We start from the raw sequence: 25372 nt of genomic DNA, 5'->3' as shown, positions 1-25372 counted from the left end.
CCTCAATGCGCCGGTGTCGCGCGCCGGACTGGGTGGGCCGGCGCTGCGAACCAGCGCAGCGCCAGCGCCACGGCGGCCAGCAGGTAGCCCAGCGCACCGAGCACCCACATCAAGAGGCCGGCCAGTTGCTGGTCCTGCAGCGGCTCCAGGCCCCAGGCGCGCGCCCCCGGCGCCTGCAAGACGTACAGCGGCTCGCCCGCGAAGGTCAGCAGCGCACCCAGCAGGCCGGTGTGGGCCATGGTGGCCAGCAGCGCGAGCAGTGCTACGCCGCGCTGCGGCACGGGGGCCAGCAGCACGGCGCCCCAGAACCACCAGGCCGATGCCAGCAGCAGTGCGAGCGCGAACAGATGCAGGCCCGCATGCGCCAGCACGGCCGCGTACAGCGGTGGCCAGTGCCACAACCACAGCAGGGCACCGTGCACGGCGGCCGCGGGGCCGGGCTGGGGCAGGCGGGCGCGCGGCGGCGCTTCCAGCGCGAGCAGTCCGGTGCCGCCCAGCAGCAGCATGAGCTGCGCCATGTGGGCCCAGGCCAGTGTGGCCGCGAGCCGGCACAGCGGCGAGACCAGGGCCAGCGCCAGCAGGCTCCAGCCCGCGAGCGCGCGCAGGCTGCTGCGGCGTACGAGCAGCCAGGCCAGCAGGCCCAGCAGCGGCGCCAGCGTGGCCGGCGCCAGGCTCCAGCGCAGCCACCAGTCCTGTGGCAGGGCCGGCGCGCTGCCGGCCAGGCACAGGGAGATCAGGTCCTCGAACATGTGGCGTCCTCCATGGTCGATGCCAGCGTCTGGCCGGCGCACGGCGGCAAGGCCAGCAGCGGCCAGCCGGTCCACACCGTGGCGGCGGCAGCCACCACCGTGAGCATGCGTGCCAGGCGGCGCAGCGGCTCGGCCCAGTGGCCGAACCACCACCACAACGCGGCCAGCGCGAGCAGGTGCACGCACCAGGCCAGCGCCAATGCGCCTGTGAGCAGGTTGACGCCGCCAAGCCGGCGCGCGTGCCAGCCGGCTTCGCATCCCAGCGTCAGACCGGCGTAGAGCACGACGAAACAGCTGGCCCAGACCAGCAGCGCGGCGGTGCTGCCCCACAGCCAGCGGATGGGGGTGGTGGCCTGCATGCTCAGTGCCTCCAGCCCGGCACGTGCATGGCCAGCAGCAGCACGGCGCCCGTGGCGGCCGTGTAGTCCCACCAGAGCCGCGCGTTGTGCAGTTCCACGCTGCGCCGGGCCGACAGGTAGCCGGTCTGCCCGCGGGCGAGCGCATAGGCCGCGAACACCGCGCCCAGGGCCGTGTGCAGCACCGCATAGGCCAGGCTGAAGGCCAGCATGGCACCGTAGGCATGTTCGCGTGGCGAGGGCATGCCGGGCAGCACACCGGTTGGCAGCAGCAGCGTGGCGGACAGCGCGGCGATGAGGGCCGCCAGCAGGGCCAGCTGGCGCCCGCGCGCATCGCCGCGGGCGTTGGCGCGCTCGGCGTAGTGCATGGCGCCACAGGCCAGGGCCAGCGCGGCGGCGCCGGCCAGCGGCGTGGTCCAGCCGGCGTGCAGCCAGCGGGGCGGCGGCCAGCCCGGCGCCACGGTCGCGAGATAGGCGTGGCCGAACAGCAGGGAGACGAAGAAGCTGCCATTGGCCACCAGCGTCCAGAGCAGGCCGGCGCGGCCGGGGGCGCGGTCGACCACGTCGTGCACGGGGAGCTGCAGGCCCGGCCCCACGTCTACGGCGGCGGGATCCTGCCGCAGCCCGATGGACCACGCCCAGCACCAGAACAGCGCGAGCGCCAGCAGCGCCGCCGGCGGCGCGAGCCCGTAGTTCTTCGTCAGCAGAGCCATGAACACGCCACCGACGGCCAGGGCGGCCGCCAGCGGCAGCCAGCTGGGGCGCGGCAGGCGGACCACGTGGGTGGGCTCGCCGCTGACGGGATCGCTCCCCAGGCTGCGCTGCTCGTCCGCCTGCGCCTCGGCCAGCAGGCCTTCGCCCGCCGCTGCGCGTGCACCGAGGTCCGGTTCCGTCCACAGCGGCTCGGCGCCCGGTATGCGCGGCTGGCTCGCGAAGTTGTAGAAGGTCGGCGGTGTGGGCATGGCCCATTCCAGCGTGGAGGCACGCCAGGGATTCTGCGGGGCGATGCGGCCCAGGTAGGCGCTCACCACCAGGTCGATCAGCAGCAGGAAGAAGCCGATTCCCATCACGAAACTGCCGAGGGAGGACACCAGGTTCGGCAGATCCCAGCCCAGCCCGGCCACATAGCTGCCCACGCGCCGCGGCATGCCCAGCAGCCCGGTGAGGTGCATCACGAAAAAGGTGGTGTTGAAGCCGACGAAGACGAGCCAGAACGCCCAGCTGCCCAGGCGCGGCAGCGTCTGGCGGCCGAACAGGTGCGGGAACCAGTAGTACACGCCCGCGAGGAACGGGAACAGGAAGCCGCCGACCAGCACGTAGTGCAGGTGCGCGACGACGAAGTGCGTGTCGTGGGCCTGCCAGTTGAACGGCACCAGCGCCAGCATCACGCCCGTGAGCCCGCCGCAGACGAAGACCACGAGGAAGCCCAGCAGCCACAGCATGGGCAGCGCCAGCTTCGGCCGGCCGTGCCACAACGTGGCAATCCAGGCGAACATCTGCACCGCCGTGGGAATCGCCACCAGCATGCTCGCGGCCGAGAAGAACACCAGCGCCAGGTGCGGGATGCCGACCGTGAACATGTGGTGCACCCAGAGCCCGAAGCTGATGAAGCCCATGGCCACCACGCTGGCCAGCACCCAGCTGCGGCCCACCAGCGGACGCTGCGCGAAGGTGGGGATCAGCGTGGAGACGATGCCCGCCGCGGGCAGAAAGATGATGTAGACCTCGGGGTGGCCGAACAGCCAGAACAGGTGTTGCCACAGCAGCGGGTCGCCGCCGCGTGCGGCGTCGAAGAAGGGCCAGCCGGCCGCGCGTTCGAGCTCCAGGATCAGGCTTCCGAGAATCAGCGGCGGAAAACCCACCAGCATCATGCCGGCCGTGACCAGCATGTACCAGGCGAACACCGGCATGTCCACGAGCCGCATGCCCGGCGCGCGCATGGTCAGGATGGTGACGATGATCTCCACCGCCGCGGCCACGGCCGAGATCTCCACGAAGGTGATGCCCAGCAGCCAGACGTCGGCGTTCACGCCCGGCGTGTGCGTGGCGTTGGACAGCGGCGTGTAGAGGAACCAGCCGCCGTCGGGCGCCAGCCCGGCCGCCAGCGCGCCGAGCAGGATCAGCCCGCCCAGCAGGTAGCACCAGTAGCCGAAGGCGCCCAGGCGCGGGTAGGCCAGGTCGCGCGCGCCCAGCATCTTGGGCAGCAGGTAGATCGCGAAGCCCTCGATCAGCGGGATCGCGAACAGGAACATCATGATGGTCCCGTGCATCGTGAAGACCTGGGCGTACAGCGCGTCGTCCAGGAAGGCCGATTGCGACGTCGCCAGCTGGGCCCGGATCAGCATGGCCAGCAGGCCGCCGACGAAGAAGAACAGCAGCGCCGTGGCGATGAAGCGCCGGCCCACGATGTTGTGGTTGACCGCCGAGAGCGAACGCCAGCCAGGCGGGTTGTGCCAGACCTGTTGCAGACGGCGGTGCAGGGCCACCGGCCGAGGAGAGCGCTGCGTCACGGCGTCCCCCCGGCCATGCGTGCGGCCAGTGCTTCGGGCGCGTGCGCATGCACTTCCATGGGCATGCGCGCGTGGCCCGTGCCACAGTACTCGGCGCAGACGCCGCGGTAGATGCCTGGTGCATCGGCCTGCAGGCGGACGACGTTGGTGCGGCCCGGGATCGTGTCGATCTTGCCGCCCAGGCGCGGCACCCAGAAGCCGTGGATCACGTCGACCGTGCGCACGCGCACGTCCACGGGCTGGCCGGCCGGGATGTCGATGCGGTTGGGCTGCGTCGATGCGAGCGGATGGGCCGGGTAGTGCACGTCCCACTGCCACTGGCGCGCCGTGACCTCCACCGTGAACACGGGGGCTGCGCCGGGCAAGGGCAGCAAGGCGTGGCCGGCGCGCAGGCCCCACAGCAGCAGCGCCCCGATCGCCAGGCCCGGCAGCAGCAGCCCGCCGCCGAGCAGCCAGGCGCGCTCCGCGCGCGGCGTGGACACCCCGCCGGGCCGGCGCCGCAACGCGGCGGCCAGGCCCAGCACCGTCATGCCCAGCGTGAGCACGCTGGCGCTACAGAACATCCACCACCAGACCTGTGCGATGGGCGCGGCGCCCGGGCCGGCCGGGTCCAGCGCGGACAGCGGGCCGCTGGTGCCGCAACCGGCCAGCAGGGTGGTTGCGCACAGGGCCACGGCGTGTGCGCCGGCAGCGCGCCGCGCCGCGCGCCTTCTACAGTGGTGCGCAGCATGAAGCACTACGCCGACCCCATTCCGCACGGCACGACGACCAGCGTGCACTTCTTCGGCCATCCCGCGCACGCGATGCTGGTGCCGTTCCCGATCGCCTTCCTGGTCAGCGTGTTCGCGAGCGACCTGGCCTGGTGGTACTTCAGCGACCCGTTCTGGGCCCGCATGTCGCTGTGGCTGGCCGGCGGTGGTGCGCTGAGCGGCATCGCGGCCGGCCTGGTCGGCACGGCCGAACTGCTGGTCGTGCGCGACATCCGCCGCCGCGCCGCCGCCTGGAGCCACTTCGTCGTGGCCGTGATGCTGCTGTCGGTCGGCATGGCCAACTGGGGCCTGCGGCTGGGCGATGCCGAGGCGGCCATCGTGCCCATGGGGATGTACCTCTCCGGCCTCGGGGTGCTGCTGGTGGGGGTGGCGGGCTGGCTGGGCGGGACGCTGGTGTTCGAGCATCGGGTGGGCGTCCTCAACGAAGACGAGGAAGACTGAAGGGCCACGCGGGCTGGGCCAGCACCAGCCACAGCACGCCGAGGATCAGCGCCATCGGCAGCCCCGCCATGGCCAGCAGCAGCCCCGGCGGCCAGGCACGCGGCCGCTCGCGCAGCACCAGGATCAGCTTGCCGCAACCCGCGTGGAACAAGGCCATCGCCGCCACCAGCGTGAGCTTGGCGAAGAACCAGGGCGCGTAGACGTTCATGAGGTGGATCAGCGCCGTGCCCGAGACCACGGCCAGCACGGCGGCCGGTGAGGCCAGTGCGATGTAGACGAAGCGCATGGCCGCGCGCAACCGGTGCCGCGCGACGCGGCCGTGGGTCGATGGAACCAGCGCCAGCAAGGGAGGCAGCGCCAGCAGGCTGGCGCACCAGGTCAACAGGGCGGCCAGGTGCACGAACTTGATCCAGGGCATCCAGACGGCGAGCAGGTCCATGCGGCATTCAGGGCGGTGCCGACGGTTGCTCGGCCGATGGGCCGGGCGCGCTGGTTGGAGTAGGTCTTGCGCGTGCCGATGGCGGTGCGCACAGTCTCGCGCCCGCAGTGCGCGTGTTTCCAGCGGCCCGTGCGCCGCGTGGAGGTCGGAGCGGGACTACAGGCCCGTGGCCGTGAGCGCGCTGTTGCGGTAGTGCACGAAGCTGAAGGCCAGGCCCGTGGCCGAGACATGGCGCTCGCGCGCGACCTCGGTCCAGGCGGCGCCCAGGCGCGGCGCGAAGGCATCGCCTTCGAAGCTCGCCTCGATCTCGGTCACCACGGCCGTGCTGGCCAGCGGCAGCGCCTGCGCATAGACATCGGCACCGCCCGTCACCCAGACCTTGGCGTCTGCCGGGCACAGGCCCATGGCCTGCTCAAGCGAGGCCGCGCGCAACGCGCCGTCGGCCTGCCAGTCGGGGTGGCGCGTCAGCACGATGTTGATGCGGCCCGGCAGCGGCCGGAACTTGGGCGGCAGCGAATCCCAGGTCTTGCGGCCCATCAGCACCGGGCAGCCCATGGTCGTGGCCTTGAAGTGCGCCATGTCCTCGGGCAGGCGCCAGGGCAGGGTGTTGTGGTAGCCGATGACGCCGCCTTCGGCCTGGGCCCAGATCAGGTGCAGTGTGGGCATGTCAGTGCCTCAGACGGCCACCGGCGCCTTGATGGCCGGGTGCGGGTCGTAGCCCTCGATGGCGAAGTCTTCGTACCGGTAGTCGAAGATCGAATCGGGCTTGCGCAGGATCTTCAGCAGGGGGTAGGGGCGCGGCTCGCGCGAGAGCTGCAGTTCCACCTGCTCCACGTGGTTGCTGTAGATGTGGCAGTCGCCGCCGGTCCAGATGAAGTCGCCGACCTCCAGGTCGCACTGCTGGGCCAGCATGTGGGTGAGCAGCGCGTAGCTGGCGATGTTGAAGGGCACGCCCAGAAAGATGTCCGCGCTGCGCTGGTAGAGCTGGCAACTCAGCTTGCCCTCGGCGACGTAGAACTGGAAGAAGGCGTGGCAGGGCATCAGCGCCATCTTCGACAGGTCGGCCACGTTCCAGGCGCTCACGATGATGCGGCGCGAATCGGGGTTGCTCTTGAGCTGCTTGACCACCTCGGCGATCTGGTCGATGTGGCCGCCATCGGGCGTGGGCCAGGAGCGCCACTGCACGCCGTAGACCGGGCCAAGGTCGCCGTCTTCCCGCGCCCACTCGTCCCAGATCGACACGCCGCGCTCCTTGAGCCAGTTGTTGTTGGACGAACCGGTCAGGAACCACAGCAGTTCCACGATGATGGATTTGAGGTGCACCTTCTTGGTCGTGACCAGCGGGAAGCCCTCGGACAGGTCGAAGCGCATCTGGTGGCCGAACACGCTCTGCGTGCCCGTGCCGGTGCGGTCGCCCTTGGCCACGCCATGGCTGTGCACATGGCGCATGAAGTCTTCGTACTGGGAACGGATCGGGCGGGAGGTGGATGGGATGGTCATGTCAGTACGAGCCGAAAAGTGTGTCGAGTGCGCCGACGATCGCATCGGACTGCGACCGCAGGCTCAGCACCGGCTGGCGCAATTCCGCGGCAGGGAACGCTGCGATGGCCGGTGTGTCGAGCACGACGGCCATGCCATCGATCTCGAAACCGGGATTGAGGTCGCGCATGGGCGGGCCGAACAGCTTGGCGGAGCGCATCGGCAGCACGACGCGCGTATCGATACTGTCGATGTAGTCGTTCTGGATGTCCAGCAGGTAGGGCGTGAACTTGCGCAGTCCGGCATCGGGATGCCGGTAGACGTCGAAGCGGGCCATCTCAGAAGCTGCGGTACTTGGCGAGCGGAAGGCCTTCCTTGGCGATCCGGGCGTTGTAGGCGGCCACGGCTTCCTTGTTCTCCTCGTTCCAGCGCTCCCAATAACGGCGCTTGACCTCCGCAGCCAGCAGCTCGTCGACGGTCTGCGAGAGGTTCATGCCCAGCTCGCGCGCCATCTCCAGCACCTTGGCGTTGAGCGACAGGTTGGTGGCCTTCTTGGGAGCGTTGTCGAAGCGCGGCATGGCATCGTTTCTGCGCAAATGGAATGCGCAGATTTTAGGCGCATGTCAGGCCTCGAGCACGCGCCCCGGGTTCATGCGGTTCTCCGGGTCCAGCGCACCCTTGATCGCGCGCATGAGCTTGAGCGCCACGGGCGACTTGTAGTGCGGCAGCTTGTGCTGCTTCAAACTGCCCACGCCGTGCTCGGCCGAGATCGAGCCGTCGAAGGCCTTGACCGCGTCGAACACCAGCGTGTTGATGTGCTCTTCCTGCGCGGCCAGGAAGGCCTTGGCATCGACGCCTTCGGGCGCCTGCACGTTGTAGTGCAGGTTGCCGTCGCCCAGGTGGCCGAAGTCCACCATGCGCACGCCGGGGATCTTCTCTGCCAGCAGTGCATCGGTCGTGCGCACGAACTCGGGGATGCGCGAGACTGGGATCGAGATGTCGTGCTTGACGTTGAGCCCTTCCTCGACCTGCGCCAGCGTGATGCTCTCGCGGACGTGCCAGAGCGCGCGCGCCTGCGTGAGGTTCTCGGCGATCACGGCATCGCTGACGCAGCCGGCCTCGAAGGCGACCTCGAGCAGCTTCTCGAAACGGCTGCGCGCGTGCTCTTCCGATTCGTCGTCGGAGTTCTCCAGCAGCACGCACCAGGGCGTCTCGTCGGCGGCCTCCGCTGCGGCGGTGACGAAGGGCACGCGCTGCTGCGGGAAATGCTTGGCCACCAGGCTCAGCGCGAAGCGGCCCATGACCTCGAAGCCCGTGAGGCCCGCGCCCAGCGTGCGGTGGGCCAGGCCCAGCAGCTCCACGGCGTGCTCCATCGAAGGCACGGCGGCCCAGGCCGTCAGCTGCACGGCAGGCAGCGGGTAGAGCTTCATGGTCGCGGCGGTGATGATGCCCAGCGTGCCTTCGGCGCCCACGAACAGGTCGCGCAGGTCGTAGCCGGTGTTGTCCTTGCGCAGGCCCGTCAGGCCGCTCCAGACCTCGCCCTCGGCCGTCACGACTTCCAGGCCCAGGCACAGCTCGCGCGTGTTGCCGTAACGCACGACCTGGGTGCCGCCGGCGTTGGTCGAGAGGTTGCCGCCGATCGTGCAGCTGCCCTCGGCGCCCAGGCTCAGCGGGAACAGGAAGCCTTCCTTCTCGGCGATTTCCTGCAGCGACTGCAGCACGCAACCGGCCTCCACGGTGATGGTGAGGTTGGCCGGGTCGATCGCGCGCACGGCGTTCATGCGCCTGGTGGACAGCACGACCTGGCGGCCGCTCGCGTCGGGCGTGGAGCCGCAAACCAGGCCGGTGTTGCCGCCTTGCGGCACGATGCTGACGCCGGCCGCCGCGCAGGCCTTGACGACCGCCGCCACCTGCTCGGTGCTGGCGGGCCGCACCACGGCCAGCGCGCGGCCGCGCTCGCGCTTGCGCCAGTCCTGCTCCCAGGCGGAGAGGTCGCCATCGGTGAGCACATGGGCATCGCCGACGATGGCGCGCAGGGAGTCGAGCAGGGCAGCGGTCATGGAGTCCAGTCCTCGTTCATTCGCCGGCGGCGGCCGCCAGCCGGGCATTGCGAAAGCGCAGCCGCACATGCATGGCGCAGGCCGCGAAAAGCAGCAGGCACAGCAGCAACTCGGCCAGCGCACACCAGCGGCCGGCCGGCAGCGGGTCGCTCCAGGCGCGCACCACGCCTTCGGTGAAATACAGCCAGATCAGCAGGCTCAGCCAGCGGTAGGTGTACATGCGGTTCTTGAGCAGGCCGGCCAGCGGGATGCACAGCGGCAGCACCTTGAGCGCGAGCCAGCTGCCGCCCGGGCGCAGCGGCGCCAGCCAGAGTTCCCAGGCCAGGCCCAGCGCGACCATGGCCAGCAGGCTCGCGACGGCGATGCGGCGGGTCCAGGCGACGGTGGGATCCAGGGGGGCGCTAGGCATGGGGCTGGCATGATACCGAGCATGTCTGCCGCCCCCCGCCACCTGCCCGAGCGCCTGCACGCGCTGCTGGGCGATCTGGCGCATTTCCCCTGGCGCACCACCGCGCACACGCTGCGCGAGCGCTTCCGCGAGGACCAGCTCGCGCTGACCGCCAGCAGCCTCACCTTCACCACCATGCTGGCCCTGGTGCCGCTGTTCACGGTGGCGCTGGCCATCTTCACGGTGTTCCCGATGTTCGGCACCTTGCAGCAGGGCCTGGAGCGCTGGCTGGTGCAAAGCCTGATCCCCCACACCATCGCGCGCCAGGTGCTGGGCTACCTCACGCAGTTCGCGAGCCAGGCCAGCCGGCTCGGCAGCCTGGGCCTGGCGGTGGTGCTGGTCACGGCGCTGGCGCTGGTGCTGACCATCGACCGCACGCTGAACCGCATCTGGCGCGTGCCGCCGCGGCCGCTGGGCCAGCGCGTGCTGATCTACTGGGCGCTGATCACGCTGGGGCCACTGCTGCTGGGCGCCAGCCTGGCCATGACTTCTTACGCGGTCTCGTCCTCGCGCGGTCTGGTGGACAGCCTGCCGGGCGGCGTGCGCGTGCTGCTGGACACCCTGGAGTTCGGCCTGCTCGCGCTGGGCATGGCCGCGGTCTACCGCTATGTGCCCAATACCGACGTGAGGTGGGGCCACGCGCTGGCCGGCGGCATCTTCGTGTCGGTGGGCATCGAGCTGGCCAAGCGCCTGCTGTCCCTGTACATCGGGTCGGTGCCGACCTATTCGGCCATGTACGGCACCTTCGCCACGGCGCCCATCCTCTTGCTGTGGATCTACCTGGCCTGGATCATCGTGCTGCTGGGCGCCGTGATCGCGGCCTACCTGCCCAGCCTGCTGGCCGGCGTGGCGCGGCCCACGGCCGCCTACGGCTGGCATTTCCACCTGGCGATCGAGGTGCTGCAGCATCTGCACCGCGCGCGCAGCGGCCAGGCGCATGGGCGGTCGGCCGGCGAACTCGGCCGCGCACTGGGCACGACCCCGCTGCAGCTGGAGCCCGTGCTGCAGGCGCTGGCGGGCCTGGACTGGGTGGCGCGGCTGGACGAGGCCGCACACGGCACGGACGGCGCGGCCGAGGCGCGCTACGTGCTGCTGGCCGACCCCGACAGCACACCGCTGGCGCCGCTCATCGAGCGGCTGCTGGTGGACCGCAGTGCGCCGCTGGCCGGGCTCTGGGACCGTGGCCGCTGGGACGCGCTGCGGCTGCGTGATGCGCTATAGCGCCGGTGCCATCACAGCTTGATGCGGCCCAGCCAGATGTCGCGGTACATGGCCCAGTCGCCCAGGAAGCTGTAGAGCGGGCGCTTGAAGCTCGCGGGCTTGTTCTTCTCGAAACCGAAATGGCCGATCCAGGCGAAGAGGTAACCACAGGCCAGGCCGATGAAGAGCCAGCGCCAGTCCCCGGTGGCCGCGAGCACGGCCAGGCAGAGCAGGCCCAGCGTGCTGCCCACGAAATGCAGCCGCCGGCAGGTGCGGTCGCGGTGCTCGGACAGGTAGAACGGGTAGAACTCGGCAAAGCTCTTGAACTGGCGCGGATCGACGACCACGACCGAGGGAAGAATGCTCATGCGATGTCTCCTTGGCCCTGTCGCGGCAGGGCTGGCGGCCATCGTAACGCCTGGGCGTCGGCCGCGGCGCGGACGCGACGGCCAGCATGCCCCGCAGCCTGCGCCAGGCGCAACGGGGCCGCCGTCAGCGCGACAGGAACTCGCGGATCGCGAAGAGGGTGTCGTCGGGGGTCTCGGTCATCTGGTGGTGGCCCACGGGCGGCAGCACCACCTGCACGGTCTTGCCGGCGGCGCGGGCCTTGGCGATCAGGCCTTGGGCAGCCTTGGGCGGCGTCATCTGGTCCTGGGCGCCGAGCACGAACAGCACCGGGCAGGTGATCTGCGCGATCGCGGCCTCACCATTGCCGTAGCGGTCGCAGGCCAGGAAGCCGCGGTGGAACACGTTGGCATCGCGGTTGCTGCGCAGCACGCGCCGGCCCAGCGCGAGGCTGGCGCCATAGACCCAGGTGCCCGGGCCCAGTGCCGAGGGCGGCGCGGCCAGCGTGGAGCGCGAGAACAGGTTGACCATCCTGAGCGCGGCCTCGGGGTCGTTCTGCGAGGCATCGAGCAGGGCCTGCGAAACCTTCATCGGAAAGGCCGTGCCGACCAGCACCAGCTGCGTGACGCGTTCGCCGAGCCGGGCCGCGGCCTCCAACGCGATCAGCGAGCCCCAGCTGTGGCCGACCAGCGCGGCGCGCTGCACGCCGGCCGCATCCAGCAGCGCGGCGATGAAGTCGGCCGCCTGCTCGACCGAGGCGGGCGCCTCGCCGGCGCTGCGGCAGTGGCCGGGCAGGTCCACGGCCAGCACGTTGAAGCCGTGGTGGGCCAGGTAGCGGCTCTGCAGGATCCAGACGCTGTGGTCGTTGAGGACGCCGTGGATGAAGACGACGGTGGGCCTGGCCGCATCGAAGGGCTTGCCGCCCGTGTAGCAGTAGGTGGGCGCGCCTTGGACTTGAAGAATCATGCTGCTTTCTCCGCCGCCTTCAGGGCCCGCTTGAGGTCGTCGATGAGGTCGTCGGCGTCCTCCAGTCCGATCGAGAGCCGGATGGTGCCTTGCGTGATGCCGCCGGCTGCGAGCGCCTCGTCGCTCATGCGGAAGTGCGTGGTGCTGGCCGGGTGGATGACCAGCGAACGGCAGTCGCCCACATTGGCCAGGTGGCTGAAGATCTTCAGCGTCTCGATGAACTTCTTGCCCTGCTCGCGGTTGCCTTTGAGGTCGAAGCTGAACACCGAACCGGCACCGCGCGGCAGCAGCTTGTTGGCGAGCGCATGGCTGGGATGGCTTTCCAGCAGCGGATGGCCCACGCGCGCCACGAAGGGCTGGGCGGCCAGGAACTCCACCACCTTGCGTGTGTTGGCCATGTGGCGTTCCATGCGCAGCGGCAGCGTCTCGATGCCCTGCAGGATCAGCCAGGCCGTGTGCGGGCTCATGCAGGCGCCGAAGTCGCGCAGGCCCTCGCGGCGCGCGCGCAGCAGGAAGGCGCCGACCGTGCTCTCCTCGGTGAACACCATGTTGTGGAAGCCGTCGTAGGCCTGGGCCAGTTCGGCGAAGCGACCGCTCGCAGCATGGGACGCGGCCCAGTCGAAGCTGCCGCCATCGACGAGCACGCCGCCGATCACGGTGCCATGGCCCGACAGGAACTTGGTGGCCGAGTGGTAGACGAGGTCGGCGCCGAGCTCGAAGGGCTTGATGAGCCAGGGCGAGGTCAGCGTGGAGTCCACCAGCAGCGGCACGCCGGCCGCGTGCGCGATGGCCGAGACGGTGGGGATGTCCAGCACGTCCAGGCCCGGGTTGCCCACGGTCTCGCCGAACAGCAGGCGCGTTTCGGGCCGGATCGCGGCGCGCCAGCCGTCGATGTCGCCGGGCTTCACGAAGGTGGTGGCGATGCCGAAGCGGCGCATCGTGTAGTGCAGCAGGTTCTGCGAACCGCCGTACAGCGCCGTGCTCGCGACGATGTGGCCGCCCGCGCCCATCAGCGTGGCCACGGCCAGGTGCAGCGCGGCCTGGCCGCTCGCCGTGGCGATGGCGCCGATGCCGCCTTCCAGCGCCGCCACGCGCTGCTCGAGCACGGCGTTGGTCGGGTTGCTGATGCGCGAGTACACATGGCCCGCGCGCTCGAGGTTGAACAGCGCGGCCGCATGGTCGCTGGACTCGAACACGAAGGACGTGGACAGGTGGATGGGCACGGCACGCGCGCCCGTGGCCGGGTCGGGCGCGGCGCCGGCATGCAGCGCCAAGGTGTCGAAGCCGGGGTCCGAATAACCGGGCATGCGGGGGTCTCCTCCAGGGGGAACGGGGTCGGTTTTGGGGCGTGATTGTGGGCTATATTCCTTCGACAGTTCCGCGTCGCGGATGATCAACAGGAGGCCCCATGAAAGTCAGCGACATTCTGCGCGTCAAAGGCAACACGCTCTACACCGTCACGCCGGACGAAGAGCTGGCGGGCGCCGTGACCATCATGTCGGAAAAGGACATCGGCTCGCTGGTCGTCATGGACCACGGTGACCTGGTCGGCATGCTGACCTTCCGCGAGGTGATCCAGACCATCGTCAAGAACGGTGGTGCGCTGGGCACGACGCTGGTGCGCACGGCCATGGACGACGCGCCACTGACCTGCACGGCCGAGACCGAGCTCGACGAGGTGCGCCGCATGATGCTGGAACGCCACGCGCGCTACATGCCCGTGATGGACAAGCGCATGCTGATGGGCGTGATCAGCTTCTACGACGTGGCCAAGGCCGTGGTGGACAGCCAGAATTTCGAGAACAAGATGCTCAAGGCCTACATCCGCGACTGGCCGGGCGAGGACGAAGACAGCAAGGCCTGACGCTCCCTGGGTGATGACCATGGCCACGCACATGCTGGAAAACCTCTCGCGTTCGGAGAAGCTGCGGCTCATGGAGGCGTTGTGGTCTGACTTGTCGGCTGATGCACCGGCGTTTGCGTCGCCGGCCTGGCACGCCCAGGCCTTGGATGCTGCGGCCCAGGCCCATGCCGCTGGCGCGGCCACCTTTGTCGACTGGCAGCACGCCAAGAAGGTGCTGCGCGAGCGGTGAAACGCATCCGGGTCCTGGATCTTGCGGTCCAGGACCTTGAACAGGGGCGGGATTTCTACGAAGCGCAACAGGAAGGGCTCGGTGAGTACTTCCTGGACAGCCTGTTTTCGGACATCGATGCCTTGCTGTTGCATGCCGGCGTCCATGAACGGCGTTTCGGTTACTACCGTGCGCTGTCCAAGCGCTTTCCATTTGCGATCTACTACAAGCTGGACGGCAGCAGCATTCAGGTGTGGCGTGTCCTCGACTGCCGGCGGCATCCGGGACGCATCCGGGCAGCGCTATCTCCCCCAGGGTGAGGGCGGGAGCGCTATTCCAACGCGTACACCATGTCCCGCACGCGCGGGTAGATCTCCTGGTTCCAGCGCCGACCGCTGAACACGCCGTAGTGGCCCACGCCGGTCTGCACATGGTGGATCTTGAGCATGGGCCGCACGCTGGAACACAGGTCCTGCGCAGCCAGGGTCTGGCCGATGGAGCAGATGTCGTCGCGCTCGCCCTCCACCGTCATCAGCGCGGTGCGGCGGATGGCCTTGGGGTTGACCTTGCGGCCGCGCCAGGTCAGCTTGCCCAGCGGCAGGTCGTAGGTCTGGAACACCTTCTCCACGGTCTCCAGGTAGAACTCGGCCGGCAGGTCGTTGACGGCCAGGTACTCGTCGTAGAACACGCGGATGGTCTCGGCCTTCTCGATCTCGCCTTCCAGCAGGTACTTGTACATGTCCTTGTACTGCTGCTGGTGCCGCTCCAGGTTCATGCTCATGAAGGCCGTGAGCTGCACGAAGCCGGGGTAGACGCGGCGCATGAAACCGGCATGCGGCAGCGGCACATGGCTGATCAGGTTCTGCTCGAACCATTCGATGGGCTTGCTCGTGGCCAGTTCGTTCACGCTGCTGGGGTTCACGCGGCAGTCCACCGGGCCGGCCATCAGCGTGAGGCTGCGCGGCTGGGCCGGGTGGTCGTCCTCGGCCATGAGGGCCGTGGCCGCCAGCGCGGCCACACAGGGCTGGCAGACCGCCATCACGTGCGTGCCCGGGCCCAGCGTGGCGATGAACTCGATCATGTAGGCGATGTAGTCGTCCAGGCCGAAGGCGCCATGCCTGAGGCCCACGTCGCGCGCGTTGTGCCAGTCGGTGATGTAGACGTCGTGGTCGCGCAGCAGCGTGCGCGCCGTGTCGCGCAGCAGCGTGGAGAAGTGGCCCGACAGCGGCGCCACCAGCAGCATGCGCGGCTGGGCCGGCGTGTGCGGCTGCAGTGCGCGCTGGAAGTGCAACAGGCTGCCGAAAGGCTTCTTGAGCACCACCTCCTCGGTGACGGGCACGGCCACACCGTCGACGATGGCCTGGTCGATGCCGTAGGCGGGCCGGCTGTGCGTGAGGCGCATGCGCGAGAGCACGGTGCAGGCCGCGGCCCAGGAGCGCAGCGGGCTGCGGTCCGTGTCCTCGAACCACAGCGAGGCGCCCAGGGACTGGGCCAGCAGCCGCATCGGCGACGTGAGGTCGGACTGGAGCTGGTAGGCCTGGTACAGCATGCAATGTCTCGTGGAGTCGATCGGTCTGCTGTGCCCAGGCAAGTTGCGGGCCATATCGTGCCGGCCCCTCGCATGCCGGCTGTCACATGGCTGGCACAGCGTTTGCTGAACATGCCGCCACTGGAGGCGACGACATGGCGAGCAAGGCGCAACTCACGATCAGCAGCAGGAACTACGGAGCCTGGGCACTGCGCGGCTGGCTCATGGCCAAGCTCGCCGGCCTGGAGTTCCACGAGCACGTGGTGTCGCCCGACGATCCGGCCATGAAGGCCGAGATGCTGTTGCTGTCGTCCTCGATGCGCGTGCCCGCACTGCAGCACGGCAAGGTGCACGTGTGGGACACGCTGGCCATCGGCGAGTACCTCAACGAGATCAAGCCCAAGGCCGGCCTGCTGCCGGCCGACCAGGCGGCACGCGCGCACTGCCGTGCGATCTGCGGCGAGATGCACTCGGGCTTCTCGGCGCTGCGCTCCTCGTTGCCCATGAACATCAAGGCGCACTTTCCGGGCTTCAAGATCTGGTCGCGCGCGCAGGCCGACGTGGACCGCATCCTGGAGATCTGGACCGAGTGCCTTGAGACCTATGGCGGCCCCTACCTGTTCGGCGACAAGCCCTGCATCGCCGATGCGATGTACGCGCCCGTGGTCACGCGGTTTCTGACCTACGACGTGCCGCTGCCGCCGGCCTGCGTGGACTACTGCAAGCAGATGATGGCGCTGCCCGCGCTCAAGGAATGGATCGCCGAGGCGCGCAAGGAGCCCGACGAGATCGACGAGCTGGACGCGGAATTCTGAGCCGGGCGGCGGCCGGGCCGCCGCGGCCCTCACTTCCAGGGCGTGGGCGCCGGCACGGCGCAGACCGGCTCCACGTCGACCGACTTGAAGTCGGCCGGCGAGACGATCTCCAGATACTCCATGTCGGGCGAATAGTCGAACAGGTAGTGGCGGATGCCGGGGCGCTGGTGCACCACGTCGCCGGCCTCGACCAGCGTCTCCTTGTCCTCGTACATGAAGCGCGCCCAGCCCTTGACCATGATGACGATCTGGAAGTCCGCCTCATGGCGGTGCCAGCCGGTGCCCTGCTCTGGTGCCATGTTGGCCTTCACGAGGTGCGCGATCACCTTTCCGTGCGTGGCGTCGGCGATGCCGAGGTCGCGGTAGAGGAAGAAGTCGCGCAATCCGCCGCTCACGTAGGGCGTGTCGCCCTCCTTGACGTGGGAAAACTTGGTGCTTGTGCGGTCCAACATGGCTTGCCTTTCGCTGTGAAGGGGTTCCACACCGGTGAGGGGTGCCTTGCATGCGAAGCATGAACCGTTCCCAGTCTGTCCACCGTCCATCGCGAGGGGCTGGCCGATAATCGCGCCATGAGCGGCAACACCTTCGGCACACTTTTCGCAGTCACCAACTTCGGGGAATCGCACGGTCCGGCCATCGGCTGCGTGATCGATGGCTGCCCGCCGGGCATGGAACTGTCCGAGGCCGACATCCAGGTCGAACTGGACCGCCGCCGCCCCGGCACCAGCCGCCACGTGACCCAGCGCGCCGAGCCCGACCGGGTCGAGATCCTGTCGGGCGTCTACGAAGGCAAGACCACCGGCACGCCGATCGCGCTGTTGATCCGCAACACCGACCAGCGCAGCAAGGACTACAGCGCGATCGCGCAGAGTTTTCGCCCCGGCCACGCCGACTACACCTATTGGCACAAGTTCGGCATCCGCGACCCGCGCGGCGGCGGCCGTTCCTCGGCCCGGCTCACGGCGCCCACGGTGGCGGCCGGCGCGGTGGCGAGGAAGTGGCTGCGCGAGCGTTACGGCGTGCAGTTCCGCGGCTGCATGACGCAGGTCGGCGAGATCGCGATCCCGTTCGAGAGCTGGGACCATGTGCCGAACAACCCCTTCTTCGCGCCGATCGCCGATGTCTCGCAGCTGGAGGCCTACATGGACCAGCTGCGCAAGGCCGGCGATTCCTGCGGCGCCCGCGTGCGCGTGACGGCCAGCGGCATGCCCGTGGGCCTGGGCGAGCCGCTGTTCGACAAGCTCGACGCCGACATCGCCTTCGCCATGATGGGCCTCAATGCGGTCAAGGGCGTGGAGATCGGCGCGGGCTTCGCGAGCGTGGCGCAGCGCGGCAGCACGCACGGCGACTCGCTGTCGCCGCAGGGCTTCCTGTCCAACAACGCCGGCGGCGTGCTGGGCGGCATCAGCACGGGCCAGGACCTGGACGTGTCCATCGCGATCAAGCCGACCAGCTCCATCATCACGCCGCGCGAGTCCATCGACACCGCCGGCCAGAGCGTGGAAGTGGTGACCAAGGGCCGGCACGACCCCTGCGTGGGCATCCGCGCCACGCCCATCGTCGAGGCCCTGCTGGCCCTGGTCGTCATGGAGCATGCGCTGCGCCAGCGCGCCCAGTGCGGTGACGTGCGCCAGGCGGTTGGGCCAATCCCGGCGAGCGCTTGAACGGCCTGAAACGGCCCCTGTCACACGGGTTTGCCCCCCTTGCGCGATAATCGCCGGTCGGCCCCATCCTGGCGGGCCGGCCTGCTATCCGCTTGGTAGCGCTTGAACCCAGGTATTGATGACCGACTCCACCACCGCTCCCGAGGCGGGTTCCACCCCCGCCGCTTCCGCACCGCCGACCGCTTCCTTCTCGCAGCTGAACCTCGCCGAGCCCCTGGCGCGCGCCGTGGCCGAGATGGGCTACAGCAGCATGACGCCGATCCAGGCGCAGGCCATTCCGGTGGTGCTGACGGGCCGCGACGTGATGGGCGCCGCCCAGACCGGCACGGGCAAGACCGCCGCCTTCTCGCTGCCGCTGCTGCAGCGCATGCTGCGCCACGAGAACGCATCGACCTCGCCCGCGCGCCACCCCGTGCGCGCCCTGGTGCTGCTGCCCACGCGCGAGCTGGCGGACCAGGTGGCGCAGCAGATCAAGCTGTACGCCAAGTACACCCAGCTGCGCAGCGCCGTGGTGTTCGGCGGCATCGACATGAAGCCGCAGACGCTGGAGCTCAAGAAGGGCGTGGAGATCCTGGTGGCCACGCCGGGCCGGCTGCTGGACCACATCGAGGCCAAGAACGCGGTGCTGAACCAGGTCGAGTACGTGGTGCTCGACGAGGCCGACCGCATGCTGGACATCGGCTTCCTGCCCGACCTGCAGCGCATCCTGTCGTACCTGCCCAAGCAGCGCACCACGCTGCTGTTCTCGGCCACCTTCTCGCCCGAGATCAAGCGCCTGGCCGGCAGCTACCTGCAGAACCCGACCACCATCGAGGTGGCGCGCTCCAACGCCACGGCCTCCACGGTGGAGCAGCACTTCTACAGCGTGCCCGACGAGAACAAGCGCCGCGCGCTGCGGCAGATCCTGCGCCAGCGCCAGCTGCGCCAGGCCTTCGTGTTCGTCAACAGCAAGCTGGGCTGCGCCCGGCTGGCCCGCGCGCTCGAGCGGGAAGGCCTCAAGACCAATGCGCTGCACGGCGACCGCAGCCAGGACGAGCGCCTGAAGGCGCTGGACGCGTTCAAGAAGGGAGAGGTCGACCTCCTGGTCTGCACCGACGTGGCCGCGCGCGGCCTGGACATCAAGGACGTGCCGGCGGTGTTCAACTTCGACATCCCGTTCAATGCCGAGGACTACGTGCACCGCATCGGCCGCACCGGCCGTGCCGGCGCCTCGGGCCTGGCGGTCAGCTTTGCCGGTGGCGGCAACGATGCGCGCCTGGTGGCCGAGATCGAGAAGCTCATCAAGACCAAGATCGAGATCGAGCCCTTCGAATACGACGAGGACATGCCGCGCATCCGCGAGCAGGGCCGCTTCAACGAAGGCCGCCGCGCCTGGGGTGGCGACGATCCGCGCGACGTGATGGACAGCCAGCGGGCGCGCCCCGAAGGCCGCGAGCGCGGTCCGCGCCGTGCGGCTGCGCCGGTCGATCCCTTCTTTGACCAGCCCTACGAGGCCCAGCCGCGCGCGCAGGATGCCGCGGCGTCCTGGGAGAAGGGCGCCAAGCCCGCGGCGCGCAGCGGCGTGTCGGCCAACATCAAGCCCAAGCGCAAGCTGGCGGCCCTGTTCAAGGAACCGGCGCCCGCGCCGGCACCCGCTCCCGTCGCCGCACCGCAGCCGGAAACCTCGGCCGGCTGAGTCGGGCTCAGCCCGGCTTCTGTGCCTGCGGGCAGTCCACCTGCACCAGCGCCTGCTGCGCTGCACTGGTGCCCACGCGCAACGCGCTGAGCGGGCCGCCCCAGACGCAGCCCGTGTCCAGGCAGTAGAGGTCGTCGCGGTCCAGCCAGCCCAAGGTGGACCAATGACCGAAGGCCACGGCCACACCGGCCGTGCGCCGGCCCGGCACCTCGAACCAGGGCATGAAGCCCGCGGGCGCCGCGCCGGCGCCCTCCTTGGTCTCGAATTCCATCTGGCCGTCGGCGCTGCAAAAGCGCAGCCGCGTGAGCGCGTTGATGACCACGCGCAGGCGGTCGTTGCCGCTCAGTGCGTCGTCCCAGCGGTCGGGCTGGTTGCCGTACATCCCGTGCAGGAAGTCGCCGATGTGCGGGCCACGCAGCACGTCCTGCAGTTCGGCGGCCAGCGCGGCCGTCTGCTGCGCCGTCCACTGGGGCAGCACGCCGGCGTGCACCAGCAGCATTTCGCGGCCGCCCACGGTTTCGTGGATGGCCAGCGGCTGGCAGCGCAGCCAGTCCAGCAGCGCGGCACGGTCGGGCGCGGCGAGCAGAGCGTCCAGCGTGTCGCGCTTGTGCGGCCGGCGCACGCCCCAGGCGCAGGCCAAGAGGTGCATGTCGTGGTTGCCGAGCAGGCAGCGCGCGCTGCCCTCCAGCGCCATGAGCCGGCGCAGCACCTCGGCCGAAGCCGGGCCGCGGTTGACCAGGTCGCCCAGCACATAGACCGTGTCGCGGCTGGGGGAGAAATCGATGGCCTGCAGCAGCCGGCCCAAAGGCTCGTCGCAGCCCTGCACATCCCCGATCAGATAAGACGCCATGTGTACTCCAACAACGACGCGCGACTCTACACGTGCCGAATGCGGTAGATTGCATGGCCATCAGGGAGGACAGCCATGGATTCGACTTCGGGTTTCGGGGAACTCAGCGACCTCGACCGCTCCGAGCTGCAGATGGCCTACGGCGCCTGCGTGGCCGACATCGAACTCTTCACGCGCCAGCAATGGTGGGCCGGTGCCTACGCGCTGGTGATCTACGCGCTGCTGCTGGCCGCCGTGCACCAGCTCGTCGATCCGGTCACCGAAGCAAGCTGGCGCCACTGGGTGCTGGTGGCCATCACCTGGGCCATCTGCCTGTACGGGCTGCTCGCGATCAAGCGCATGCAGATCTCCATCGCGGTCGGGCGGCGCCGGCTGGACCGCGTGCGCGCGTACTTCGGCCGTCCGTTCCAGGAGATCTGGTCGATCGCGCGGCCGCGCGAGGACATCCACCGCATGCTGTACGGCGTGATGGTGCTGGGTGCCGCGCTCGTGACCTGGATGGCACTGGACAAGGCCTACGGCGTGGCCCTGCCCCTGCCGGCTCCCACGCCGCTGCCCTGATGGACTTTCTGCTGATCGCGCTGTTGACCGCGCTCAACGGCGTGTTCGCGATGTCGGAGATGGCGCTGGCCACGAGCCGCAAGGCGCGCCTGGTGGCCATGGCCGAGAGCGGCGACAAGGGCGCGGCCGCGGCGCTGGCACTGCTGGCCAACCCGACGCAGCTGCTGTCGACGGTGCAGGTCGGCATCACGCTGATCGGCATGCTCAACGGCATCCTGGGCGAGGCCGCGTTCAGCAGCGTGGTGGCCGGCTGGCTCGCGGCACTGGGCCTGGGCGAGCGCGTGGCCGACATCGTGGCCACGGCCCTGGTCGTCACCGCCATCACCTTCGTGACCATCGTGTTCGGCGAGCTCGTGCCCAAGCGCATCGCCCAGCTGTATCCGGAGACAGTGGCGAACTGGGTGGCGCGGCCCATGGCCTGGGTGGCGACCGTGGCCAAGCCCTTCGTGCGCCTGCTCTCGCTGAGCACCCAGGGCGTGCTGGCCGCGCTGCGCGTGGACACCGCGGCCGGCCGCGCCGTGACCGAGGAGGAGATCGCCGCCAGCCTGGAGGAAGGCGTGGACGCGGGTGTGATCGAGGCCCACGAGCACCGCATGGTGCGCAACCTGTTCCACCTGGACGAGCGGCCGCTGACCTCCATCATGGTGCCGCGCGACGAGGTCGGCTGGCTCGACGCCGGCCTGCCGGTGCTCGACGCGCTGCGCCTGGCCGGTGGCGAGGCCGAGCATGCCGGCCATTCCTGGTATCCGGTGTGCCGCGGTTCGCTGGAAGACGTGGTCGGCATCGTCAGCGTGGCGCGGCTGCTGGCGCTGGCCGGCCAGGATCCCAAGGCGCCGATCGGTGCGCATGCGCTGCCCGCCACCTTCGTGCCCGAGACCCTGTCGGGCCTGGAACTGCTCGAGCAGTTCCGCGCGCGCGCCGGCCGCATGGTCTTCGTGGTCGACGAGTACGGCGTGGTGCAGGGCGTGCTGACGCCGCGCGATCTGCTGGAGGCCATCACCGGTGAACTGCAGCCCGCGACCCAGACGGAGGCCTGGGCCACGGCGCGTGGCGACGGCTCCTGGCTGCTGGACGGGTTGATGCCGGTGGGCGAGCTCAAGGCGCGCCTGGACATCGAGGAGTTGCCCGAGGAAGACCGCGGCCGCTACAACACCGTGGCCGGCCTGCTCATGGCCGTCTCGGGCCACCTGCCAGCGACAGGCGAGCGCATCGAATGCGCGGGCTGGGTGTTCGAGGTGCTGGACCTGGATGGCCGGCGCATCGACAAGGTGCTGGCGCAGCCGCTCAGCGCCGACGAGGGCAGCGCCGGGGGCTGATCAGCGCGTTTCGACCCCGGCGAAGCCGGCATCGGGATAGCGTTCGCCCTGCACCGCACCGGGTGCGAACAGCGCGTCGAGCTCGGCCAGCAGTGCTTCGGAAAGCTGCAGCGCGCAGGCCGCCAGGTTCTGGCGCAAATGGGCCTGGCGCCGCGTGCCCGGGATCGGCAGCACATGCGGCTGGCGCTGCAGCAGCCAGGCCAGGGCCAGCGCGGCCACGGGCTGACCGATCTCGGCCGCGCGGGCGGCCAGGCGCTCGCGCAGCTGCAGGTTGGCCGCGCCGGCCTGGCCTTGCAGGCGTGGCAGCGCGCGGCGGAAGTCGTCGGCGGCCAGCGTCTGCGCAGCGGGTGGCTGGTCGGTCAGCACCGCCCGGCCCAGGGGGCTGTAGGCGACGAAGGCCACGCCGAGTTCGCGTGCCGTCGGCAGCACGGCCGTCTCGGCGCCGCGCTCCCAGAGCGAATACTCGCTCTGCACGGCCGCGATGGGGTGCTGGGCATGGGCCTGGCGCAGGCTGTCTGCGCTGATCTCGGAAAAGCCCAGCGCCGCGACCTTGCCGGCCTGCACCAGGTCGGCCAGGGCGCCCACGACCTCTGCTAGGGGTACCTGCGGATCGCGGCGGTGGCAGTAGTACAGCCCGATGCGCTCCACGCCCAGGCGCTGGAGCGAGGCCTCGCAGGCAGCGCGGATGTAGGCCGGCGAGTTGTCGATGCGGCGTTCGTACGTGCCCTGCGCGCGCACGATGCCGAACTTGGTGGCCACCACCAGGCCGGCCCGCTCGGACGGCGCCAGGCCGCGCAGGAAGCGGCCCAGCAGCGCCTCGTTGTGGCCCAGGCCGTAGGTGTCGGCCGTGTCGAAGTGCTGCACGCCCAGGTCGCGTGCAGCGCGCAGCGTGGCCAGCGATTCGGCCTCGTCCGATGGCCCGTAGAACTCGCTCATGCCCATGCAGCCCAGGCCGAGCGGATGGACGGCGTGGCCGGCGAGCGGGCGGGTGGCGGTTGCGGCGGTGGTGGTCATGGAAAGCTCCCTGTGCGTTGAGGGCTGCATCATCCATCGTCAATTGCAGGCGCACAATCATCAGTGATGTTCACACACTGTGCGGCCTAACTGCACAATCGGTGGCCATGGCCGCTCCCGAACTCCTGCATCTGCGCGCGCTGGCCGCCGTGGCCGAATGGTCCAGCTACCGGCGCGCGGCTCAGGCAATGAACGTCTCGCCCTCGGCGCTGAGCCAGGCCGTGCGCACGCTGGAGCAGGCGCTGGGCGTGCCGCTGCTGCAGCGCACCACGCGCAGCGTGGCGCCCACCGAGGCCGGCCGTGCGCTGCTGGCCGAACTGCAGCCCCTGCTGGCCGGGCTGGACAGTGCGCTGGCCAACGTGGGCCGGTTCCAGGCCCTGGTGCGCGGCACGCTGCGGCTGAACCTGCCGCGCAGCGCCGCGAGCCTGTGGCTGGAGCCGCTGCTGGGCGACTTCCTGCGCGCCCATCCCGGCATCCAGCTGGAGGTCAGCAGCCAGGACGCCATGGCCGACATCGTGCCGGGCGGTTTCGATGCCGGCGTGCGCTTTCCCGAAGCCCTGCCACAGGGCATGGTCGCGGTTCCCGTGGGCCCCATGCAGCGCTTTTGCGTGGTGGCGCGGCCCGACGTGGTGCAGGCCCAGGGCCTGCCGCTGGTGCCGGAAGACCTGTTGGTGCGGCCCTGCGTGCGCCAGCGCTTTCCGAGCGGGGCGCTGTACCACTGGCAGTTCCGCCAAGGCGAGGTGGCGAAGGCACTGGATGTGTCCGGCCCGCTGACCGTGGACGACCAGCGCCTGGCGCTGGGTGCCGCACTGGGCGGCGTGGGCTGGGCCTACATCTACGAGGCCATGGCGGCGCCGGCCTTGGCGGCAGGCCAGCTGGTGCAGGCACTGGCGGACTGGTGTCCGCCCGAGCCTGGCTTTCACCTGTACTACCCGGGCCGGCGCCAGGTGAGCCCGGCGTTGCGGGCCTTCATGGACTGGGTGAAGAGCCGGCAGGCGGCTTAGGCCACCACCACCGCGGCGCCATTGCCGCGCGGCGCGATGGTACCGATGGCATAGACCGTCTCGCCGGCTGCGCGCAGCGTCGCGGCCGTGGCTTCAGCGTCGGCGGCCGGCACCACGACCACCATGCCGATGCCGTTGTTGAAGGTGCGGTTCATCTCGATGTCGTCGATGCCGGCCGTGGCCTGCAGCCAGGCGAACAGTTCGGTCTGGGGCCAGCTACCGGCCTTCAGGTGGGCGGCCAGGCCCTCGGGCAGCACGCGCGGGATGTTCTCGAGCAGGCCGCCGCCCGTGATGTGGGCCAGCGCCTTGATCGGGTGCTGGGCCAGCGCGGCCAGCACGGTCTTGACGTACAGGCGGGTGGGCTCCATCACGGCCTGCTTGAAGGGCTTGCCGTCCAGCTGGGCCGGCACGGCGCTGGCGGCCTCGGCACGTTCTATGCACTTGCGCACCAGGCTGAAGCCGTTGGAATGCACGCCGGCCGAGGCCAGACCCAGCACCACGTCGCCTGCGACCACGTCGCGGCCCGTCAGGATCTTGCTCTTTTCCACCGCGCCGACGGCGAAGCCGGCCAGGTCGTATTCGCCAGCCGGGTACATGCCGGGCATCTCGGCGGTCTCGCCGCCGATCAGCGCACAGCCCGAGAGCTCGCAGCCCTTGGCGATGCCGCCGACCACGGCCGCGGCGGTGTCCACGTCCAGCTTGCCGCAGGCGAAGTAATCCAGGAAGAACAGCGGCTCGGCGCCCTGGACCAGCACGTCGTTGACGCTCATGGCCACGAGGTCGATGCCCACGGTGTCGTGCATGTTCCATTCGAAGGCCAGCTTGAGCTTGGTGCCCACGCCGTCGGTGCCCGAGACCAGCACCGGCTCCTTGTAGCGCTTGGGCACCTCGAACAGCGCGCCGAAGCCGCCGATGCCGGCCAGCACGCCCTCGCGCATGGTCGTCTTGGCCAGCGGCTTGATGCGCTCGACCAGGGCGTCGCCGGCATCGATGTCGACACCGGCGTCCTTGTAGGACAGCGGGGCGGGGGAGGCGGGGGTGTTGCTCATGGGGGCAGGGTGCCTGCGACGGCACAGGGGGCAAATGGGTACGCGTAGGAGACTAAAATCC

General features: G+C 69.9%; 30 protein-coding genes. 11 read left to right on the top strand and 19 right to left on the bottom strand.

The genetic code is table 11. The features are described 5' to 3' along the window. Window positions 1–2: 2 nt before the first annotated feature. The 4 genes from IE209_RS30210 to IE209_RS30195 are packed head-to-tail and all read right to left on the bottom strand — an operon-like array spanning window position 3 to window position 4289. Window positions 3–749, bottom strand: a complete 747-nt coding sequence (locus IE209_RS30210; RefSeq protein ID WP_189690599.1) for a cytochrome c oxidase assembly protein — start codon at window positions 747–749, stop codon at window positions 3–5. Continuing rightward, window positions 734–1108 (bottom strand): hypothetical protein, encoded by a 375-nt coding sequence (locus IE209_RS30205; RefSeq protein WP_189690598.1) that lies wholly within the window; start codon window positions 1106–1108, stop codon window positions 734–736. Before IE209_RS30205 ends, IE209_RS30210 begins: the two co-directional genes overlap by 16 nt. A gap of 2 nt (window positions 1109–1110) precedes the next feature. Next, window positions 1111–3615, bottom strand: a complete 2505-nt coding sequence (gene ctaD, locus IE209_RS30200) for a cytochrome c oxidase subunit I (protein WP_189690597.1) — start codon at window positions 3613–3615, stop codon at window positions 1111–1113. Next, a complete protein-coding gene (locus IE209_RS30195; protein WP_229883137.1) occupies window positions 3612–4289 on the bottom strand; it encodes a cytochrome c oxidase subunit II in 678 nt (225 codons plus the stop codon). Before IE209_RS30195 ends, ctaD begins: the two co-directional genes overlap by 4 nt. Window positions 4290–4343: 54 nt before the next feature. On the opposite strand from IE209_RS30195, the gene IE209_RS30190 reads away from it, so the two are divergent. After that, complete coding sequence (locus IE209_RS30190; RefSeq protein WP_189690596.1) at window positions 4344–4826, top strand: DUF2231 domain-containing protein; 483 nt, start codon at window positions 4344–4346, stop codon at window positions 4824–4826. On the opposite strand, the gene IE209_RS30185 is transcribed toward IE209_RS30190, so the two are convergent. From IE209_RS30185 to IE209_RS30155, 7 genes are all read right to left on the bottom strand, one after another. Then, window positions 4804–5265 (bottom strand): CopD family protein, encoded by a 462-nt coding sequence (locus IE209_RS30185; RefSeq protein ID WP_189690595.1) that lies wholly within the window; start codon window positions 5263–5265, stop codon window positions 4804–4806. The two genes, IE209_RS30190 and IE209_RS30185, sit on opposite strands and share 23 nt — an antisense overlap. Before the next feature lie 156 nt (window positions 5266–5421). After that, a complete protein-coding gene (locus IE209_RS30180) occupies window positions 5422–5931 on the bottom strand; it encodes a dihydrofolate reductase (protein ID WP_189690594.1) in 510 nt (169 codons plus the stop codon). A gap of 9 nt (window positions 5932–5940) precedes the next feature. Further along, a complete protein-coding gene (locus tag IE209_RS30175; protein ID WP_373305461.1) occupies window positions 5941–6765 on the bottom strand; it encodes a thymidylate synthase in 825 nt (274 codons plus the stop codon). Between the two features lies 1 nt (window position 6766). Continuing rightward, complete coding sequence (locus IE209_RS30170) at window positions 6767–7081, bottom strand: CcdB family protein (RefSeq protein WP_189690593.1); 315 nt, start codon at window positions 7079–7081, stop codon at window positions 6767–6769. Window position 7082: 1 nt separating this feature from the next. Then, complete coding sequence (locus tag IE209_RS30165; protein WP_189690592.1) at window positions 7083–7322, bottom strand: type II toxin-antitoxin system CcdA family antitoxin; 240 nt, start codon at window positions 7320–7322, stop codon at window positions 7083–7085. A gap of 45 nt (window positions 7323–7367) precedes the next feature. After that, window positions 7368–8804 carry an FAD-binding oxidoreductase gene (locus IE209_RS30160; RefSeq protein ID WP_189690591.1) on the bottom strand — a complete coding sequence of 479 codons (1437 nt, stop codon included), beginning with the start codon at window positions 8802–8804 and terminating at the stop codon, window positions 7368–7370. Window positions 8805–8820: 16 nt separating this feature from the next. After that, entirely contained in the window at window positions 8821–9213 is a 393-nt protein-coding gene (locus tag IE209_RS30155; protein ID WP_189690590.1) for a DUF2069 domain-containing protein, read from the bottom strand. A gap of 21 nt (window positions 9214–9234) precedes the next feature. On the opposite strand from IE209_RS30155, the gene IE209_RS30150 reads away from it, so the two are divergent. Next, window positions 9235–10473 (top strand): YihY family inner membrane protein, encoded by a 1239-nt coding sequence (locus IE209_RS30150; protein ID WP_189690589.1) that lies wholly within the window; start codon window positions 9235–9237, stop codon window positions 10471–10473. 11 nt (window positions 10474–10484) lie between these two features. Here IE209_RS30150 and IE209_RS30145 read toward each other — a convergent pair whose 3' ends face one another. The 3 genes from IE209_RS30145 to IE209_RS30135 form a co-directional block, all read right to left on the bottom strand. Then, window positions 10485–10820 carry an Mpo1-like protein gene (locus tag IE209_RS30145; RefSeq protein ID WP_189690588.1) on the bottom strand — a complete coding sequence of 112 codons (336 nt, stop codon included), beginning with the start codon at window positions 10818–10820 and terminating at the stop codon, window positions 10485–10487. 124 nt (window positions 10821–10944) lie between these two features. Then, window positions 10945–11763 carry an alpha/beta fold hydrolase gene (locus tag IE209_RS30140; protein WP_189690587.1) on the bottom strand — a complete coding sequence of 273 codons (819 nt, stop codon included), beginning with the start codon at window positions 11761–11763 and terminating at the stop codon, window positions 10945–10947. Then, window positions 11760–13070, bottom strand: a complete 1311-nt coding sequence (locus tag IE209_RS30135; RefSeq protein ID WP_189690586.1) for an O-acetylhomoserine aminocarboxypropyltransferase — start codon at window positions 13068–13070, stop codon at window positions 11760–11762. The genes IE209_RS30140 and IE209_RS30135 overlap by 4 nt, the downstream gene beginning before the upstream one ends. Window positions 13071–13171: 101 nt before the next feature. Between IE209_RS30135 and IE209_RS30130 the strand changes: the two genes are divergently transcribed. The 3 genes from IE209_RS30130 to IE209_RS30120 are packed head-to-tail and all read left to right on the top strand — an operon-like array spanning window position 13172 to window position 14155. Then, a complete protein-coding gene (locus tag IE209_RS30130; protein WP_189690585.1) occupies window positions 13172–13627 on the top strand; it encodes a CBS domain-containing protein in 456 nt (151 codons plus the stop codon). Between the two features lie 19 nt (window positions 13628–13646). Beyond that, window positions 13647–13856 (top strand): addiction module protein, encoded by a 210-nt coding sequence (locus tag IE209_RS30125; RefSeq protein WP_229883136.1) that lies wholly within the window; start codon window positions 13647–13649, stop codon window positions 13854–13856. Beyond that, complete coding sequence (locus IE209_RS30120; RefSeq protein ID WP_189690584.1) at window positions 13853–14155, top strand: type II toxin-antitoxin system RelE/ParE family toxin; 303 nt, start codon at window positions 13853–13855, stop codon at window positions 14153–14155. The genes IE209_RS30125 and IE209_RS30120 overlap by 4 nt, the downstream gene beginning before the upstream one ends. An 11-nt stretch (window positions 14156–14166) precedes the next feature. Here IE209_RS30120 and IE209_RS30115 read toward each other — a convergent pair whose 3' ends face one another. Beyond that, complete coding sequence (locus tag IE209_RS30115; RefSeq protein ID WP_189690583.1) at window positions 14167–15384, bottom strand: polyhydroxyalkanoate depolymerase; 1218 nt, start codon at window positions 15382–15384, stop codon at window positions 14167–14169. A gap of 134 nt (window positions 15385–15518) precedes the next feature. Here IE209_RS30115 and IE209_RS30110 point away from each other — a divergent pair, with 134 nt between their 5' ends. Next, complete coding sequence (locus IE209_RS30110; RefSeq protein WP_189690582.1) at window positions 15519–16178, top strand: glutathione S-transferase; 660 nt, start codon at window positions 15519–15521, stop codon at window positions 16176–16178. Window positions 16179–16207: 29 nt separating this feature from the next. Here the strand turns inward: IE209_RS30110 and IE209_RS30105 are convergent, their stop codons facing one another. After that, window positions 16208–16630: a cupin domain-containing protein gene (locus tag IE209_RS30105; protein ID WP_189690581.1), complete on the bottom strand. Its 423-nt coding sequence runs from the start codon at window positions 16628–16630 to the stop codon at window positions 16208–16210. A 117-nt stretch (window positions 16631–16747) separates the two neighbouring features. Here IE209_RS30105 and aroC point away from each other — a divergent pair, with 117 nt between their 5' ends. Further along, a complete protein-coding gene (aroC, locus tag IE209_RS30100; protein WP_189690580.1) occupies window positions 16748–17842 on the top strand; it encodes a chorismate synthase in 1095 nt (364 codons plus the stop codon). 118 nt (window positions 17843–17960) lie between these two features. Next, a complete protein-coding gene (locus tag IE209_RS30095) occupies window positions 17961–19517 on the top strand; it encodes a DEAD/DEAH box helicase (protein WP_189690579.1) in 1557 nt (518 codons plus the stop codon). A 7-nt stretch (window positions 19518–19524) separates the two neighbouring features. On the opposite strand, the gene IE209_RS30090 is transcribed toward IE209_RS30095, so the two are convergent. Beyond that, entirely contained in the window at window positions 19525–20367 is an 843-nt protein-coding gene (locus IE209_RS30090) for a symmetrical bis(5'-nucleosyl)-tetraphosphatase (RefSeq protein WP_189690578.1), read from the bottom strand. Between the two features lie 75 nt (window positions 20368–20442). Between IE209_RS30090 and IE209_RS30085 the strand changes: the two genes are divergently transcribed. Continuing rightward, window positions 20443–20928, top strand: a complete 486-nt coding sequence (locus tag IE209_RS30085; protein WP_189690577.1) for a hypothetical protein — start codon at window positions 20443–20445, stop codon at window positions 20926–20928. After that, window positions 20928–22244 (top strand): hemolysin family protein, encoded by a 1317-nt coding sequence (locus IE209_RS30080; RefSeq protein ID WP_189690576.1) that lies wholly within the window; start codon window positions 20928–20930, stop codon window positions 22242–22244. Before IE209_RS30085 ends, IE209_RS30080 begins: the two co-directional genes overlap by 1 nt. Here IE209_RS30080 and IE209_RS30075 read toward each other — a convergent pair whose 3' ends face one another. Beyond that, on the bottom strand, window positions 22245–23258 hold the full coding sequence (locus IE209_RS30075; RefSeq protein ID WP_189690575.1) for an aldo/keto reductase: 1014 nt from the start codon (window positions 23256–23258) through the stop codon (window positions 22245–22247). It lies immediately after the preceding gene. Between the two features lie 107 nt (window positions 23259–23365). On the opposite strand from IE209_RS30075, the gene IE209_RS30070 reads away from it, so the two are divergent. Next, on the top strand, window positions 23366–24262 hold the full coding sequence (locus tag IE209_RS30070) for a LysR family transcriptional regulator (protein ID WP_189690574.1): 897 nt from the start codon (window positions 23366–23368) through the stop codon (window positions 24260–24262). Here IE209_RS30070 and purM read toward each other — a convergent pair. Further along, complete coding sequence (gene purM, locus IE209_RS30065; RefSeq protein ID WP_189690573.1) at window positions 24259–25311, bottom strand: phosphoribosylformylglycinamidine cyclo-ligase; 1053 nt, start codon at window positions 25309–25311, stop codon at window positions 24259–24261. The two genes, IE209_RS30070 and purM, sit on opposite strands and share 4 nt — an antisense overlap. Window positions 25312–25372: the final 61 nt, after the last annotated feature.

The organism is Pseudorhodoferax aquiterrae (genome assembly GCF_014652235.1).
GTDB classification, from domain to species: domain Bacteria; phylum Pseudomonadota; class Gammaproteobacteria; order Burkholderiales; family Burkholderiaceae_C; genus Pseudorhodoferax; species Pseudorhodoferax aquiterrae.
This window is presented reverse-complemented; position numbering and strand designations above follow the sequence as displayed.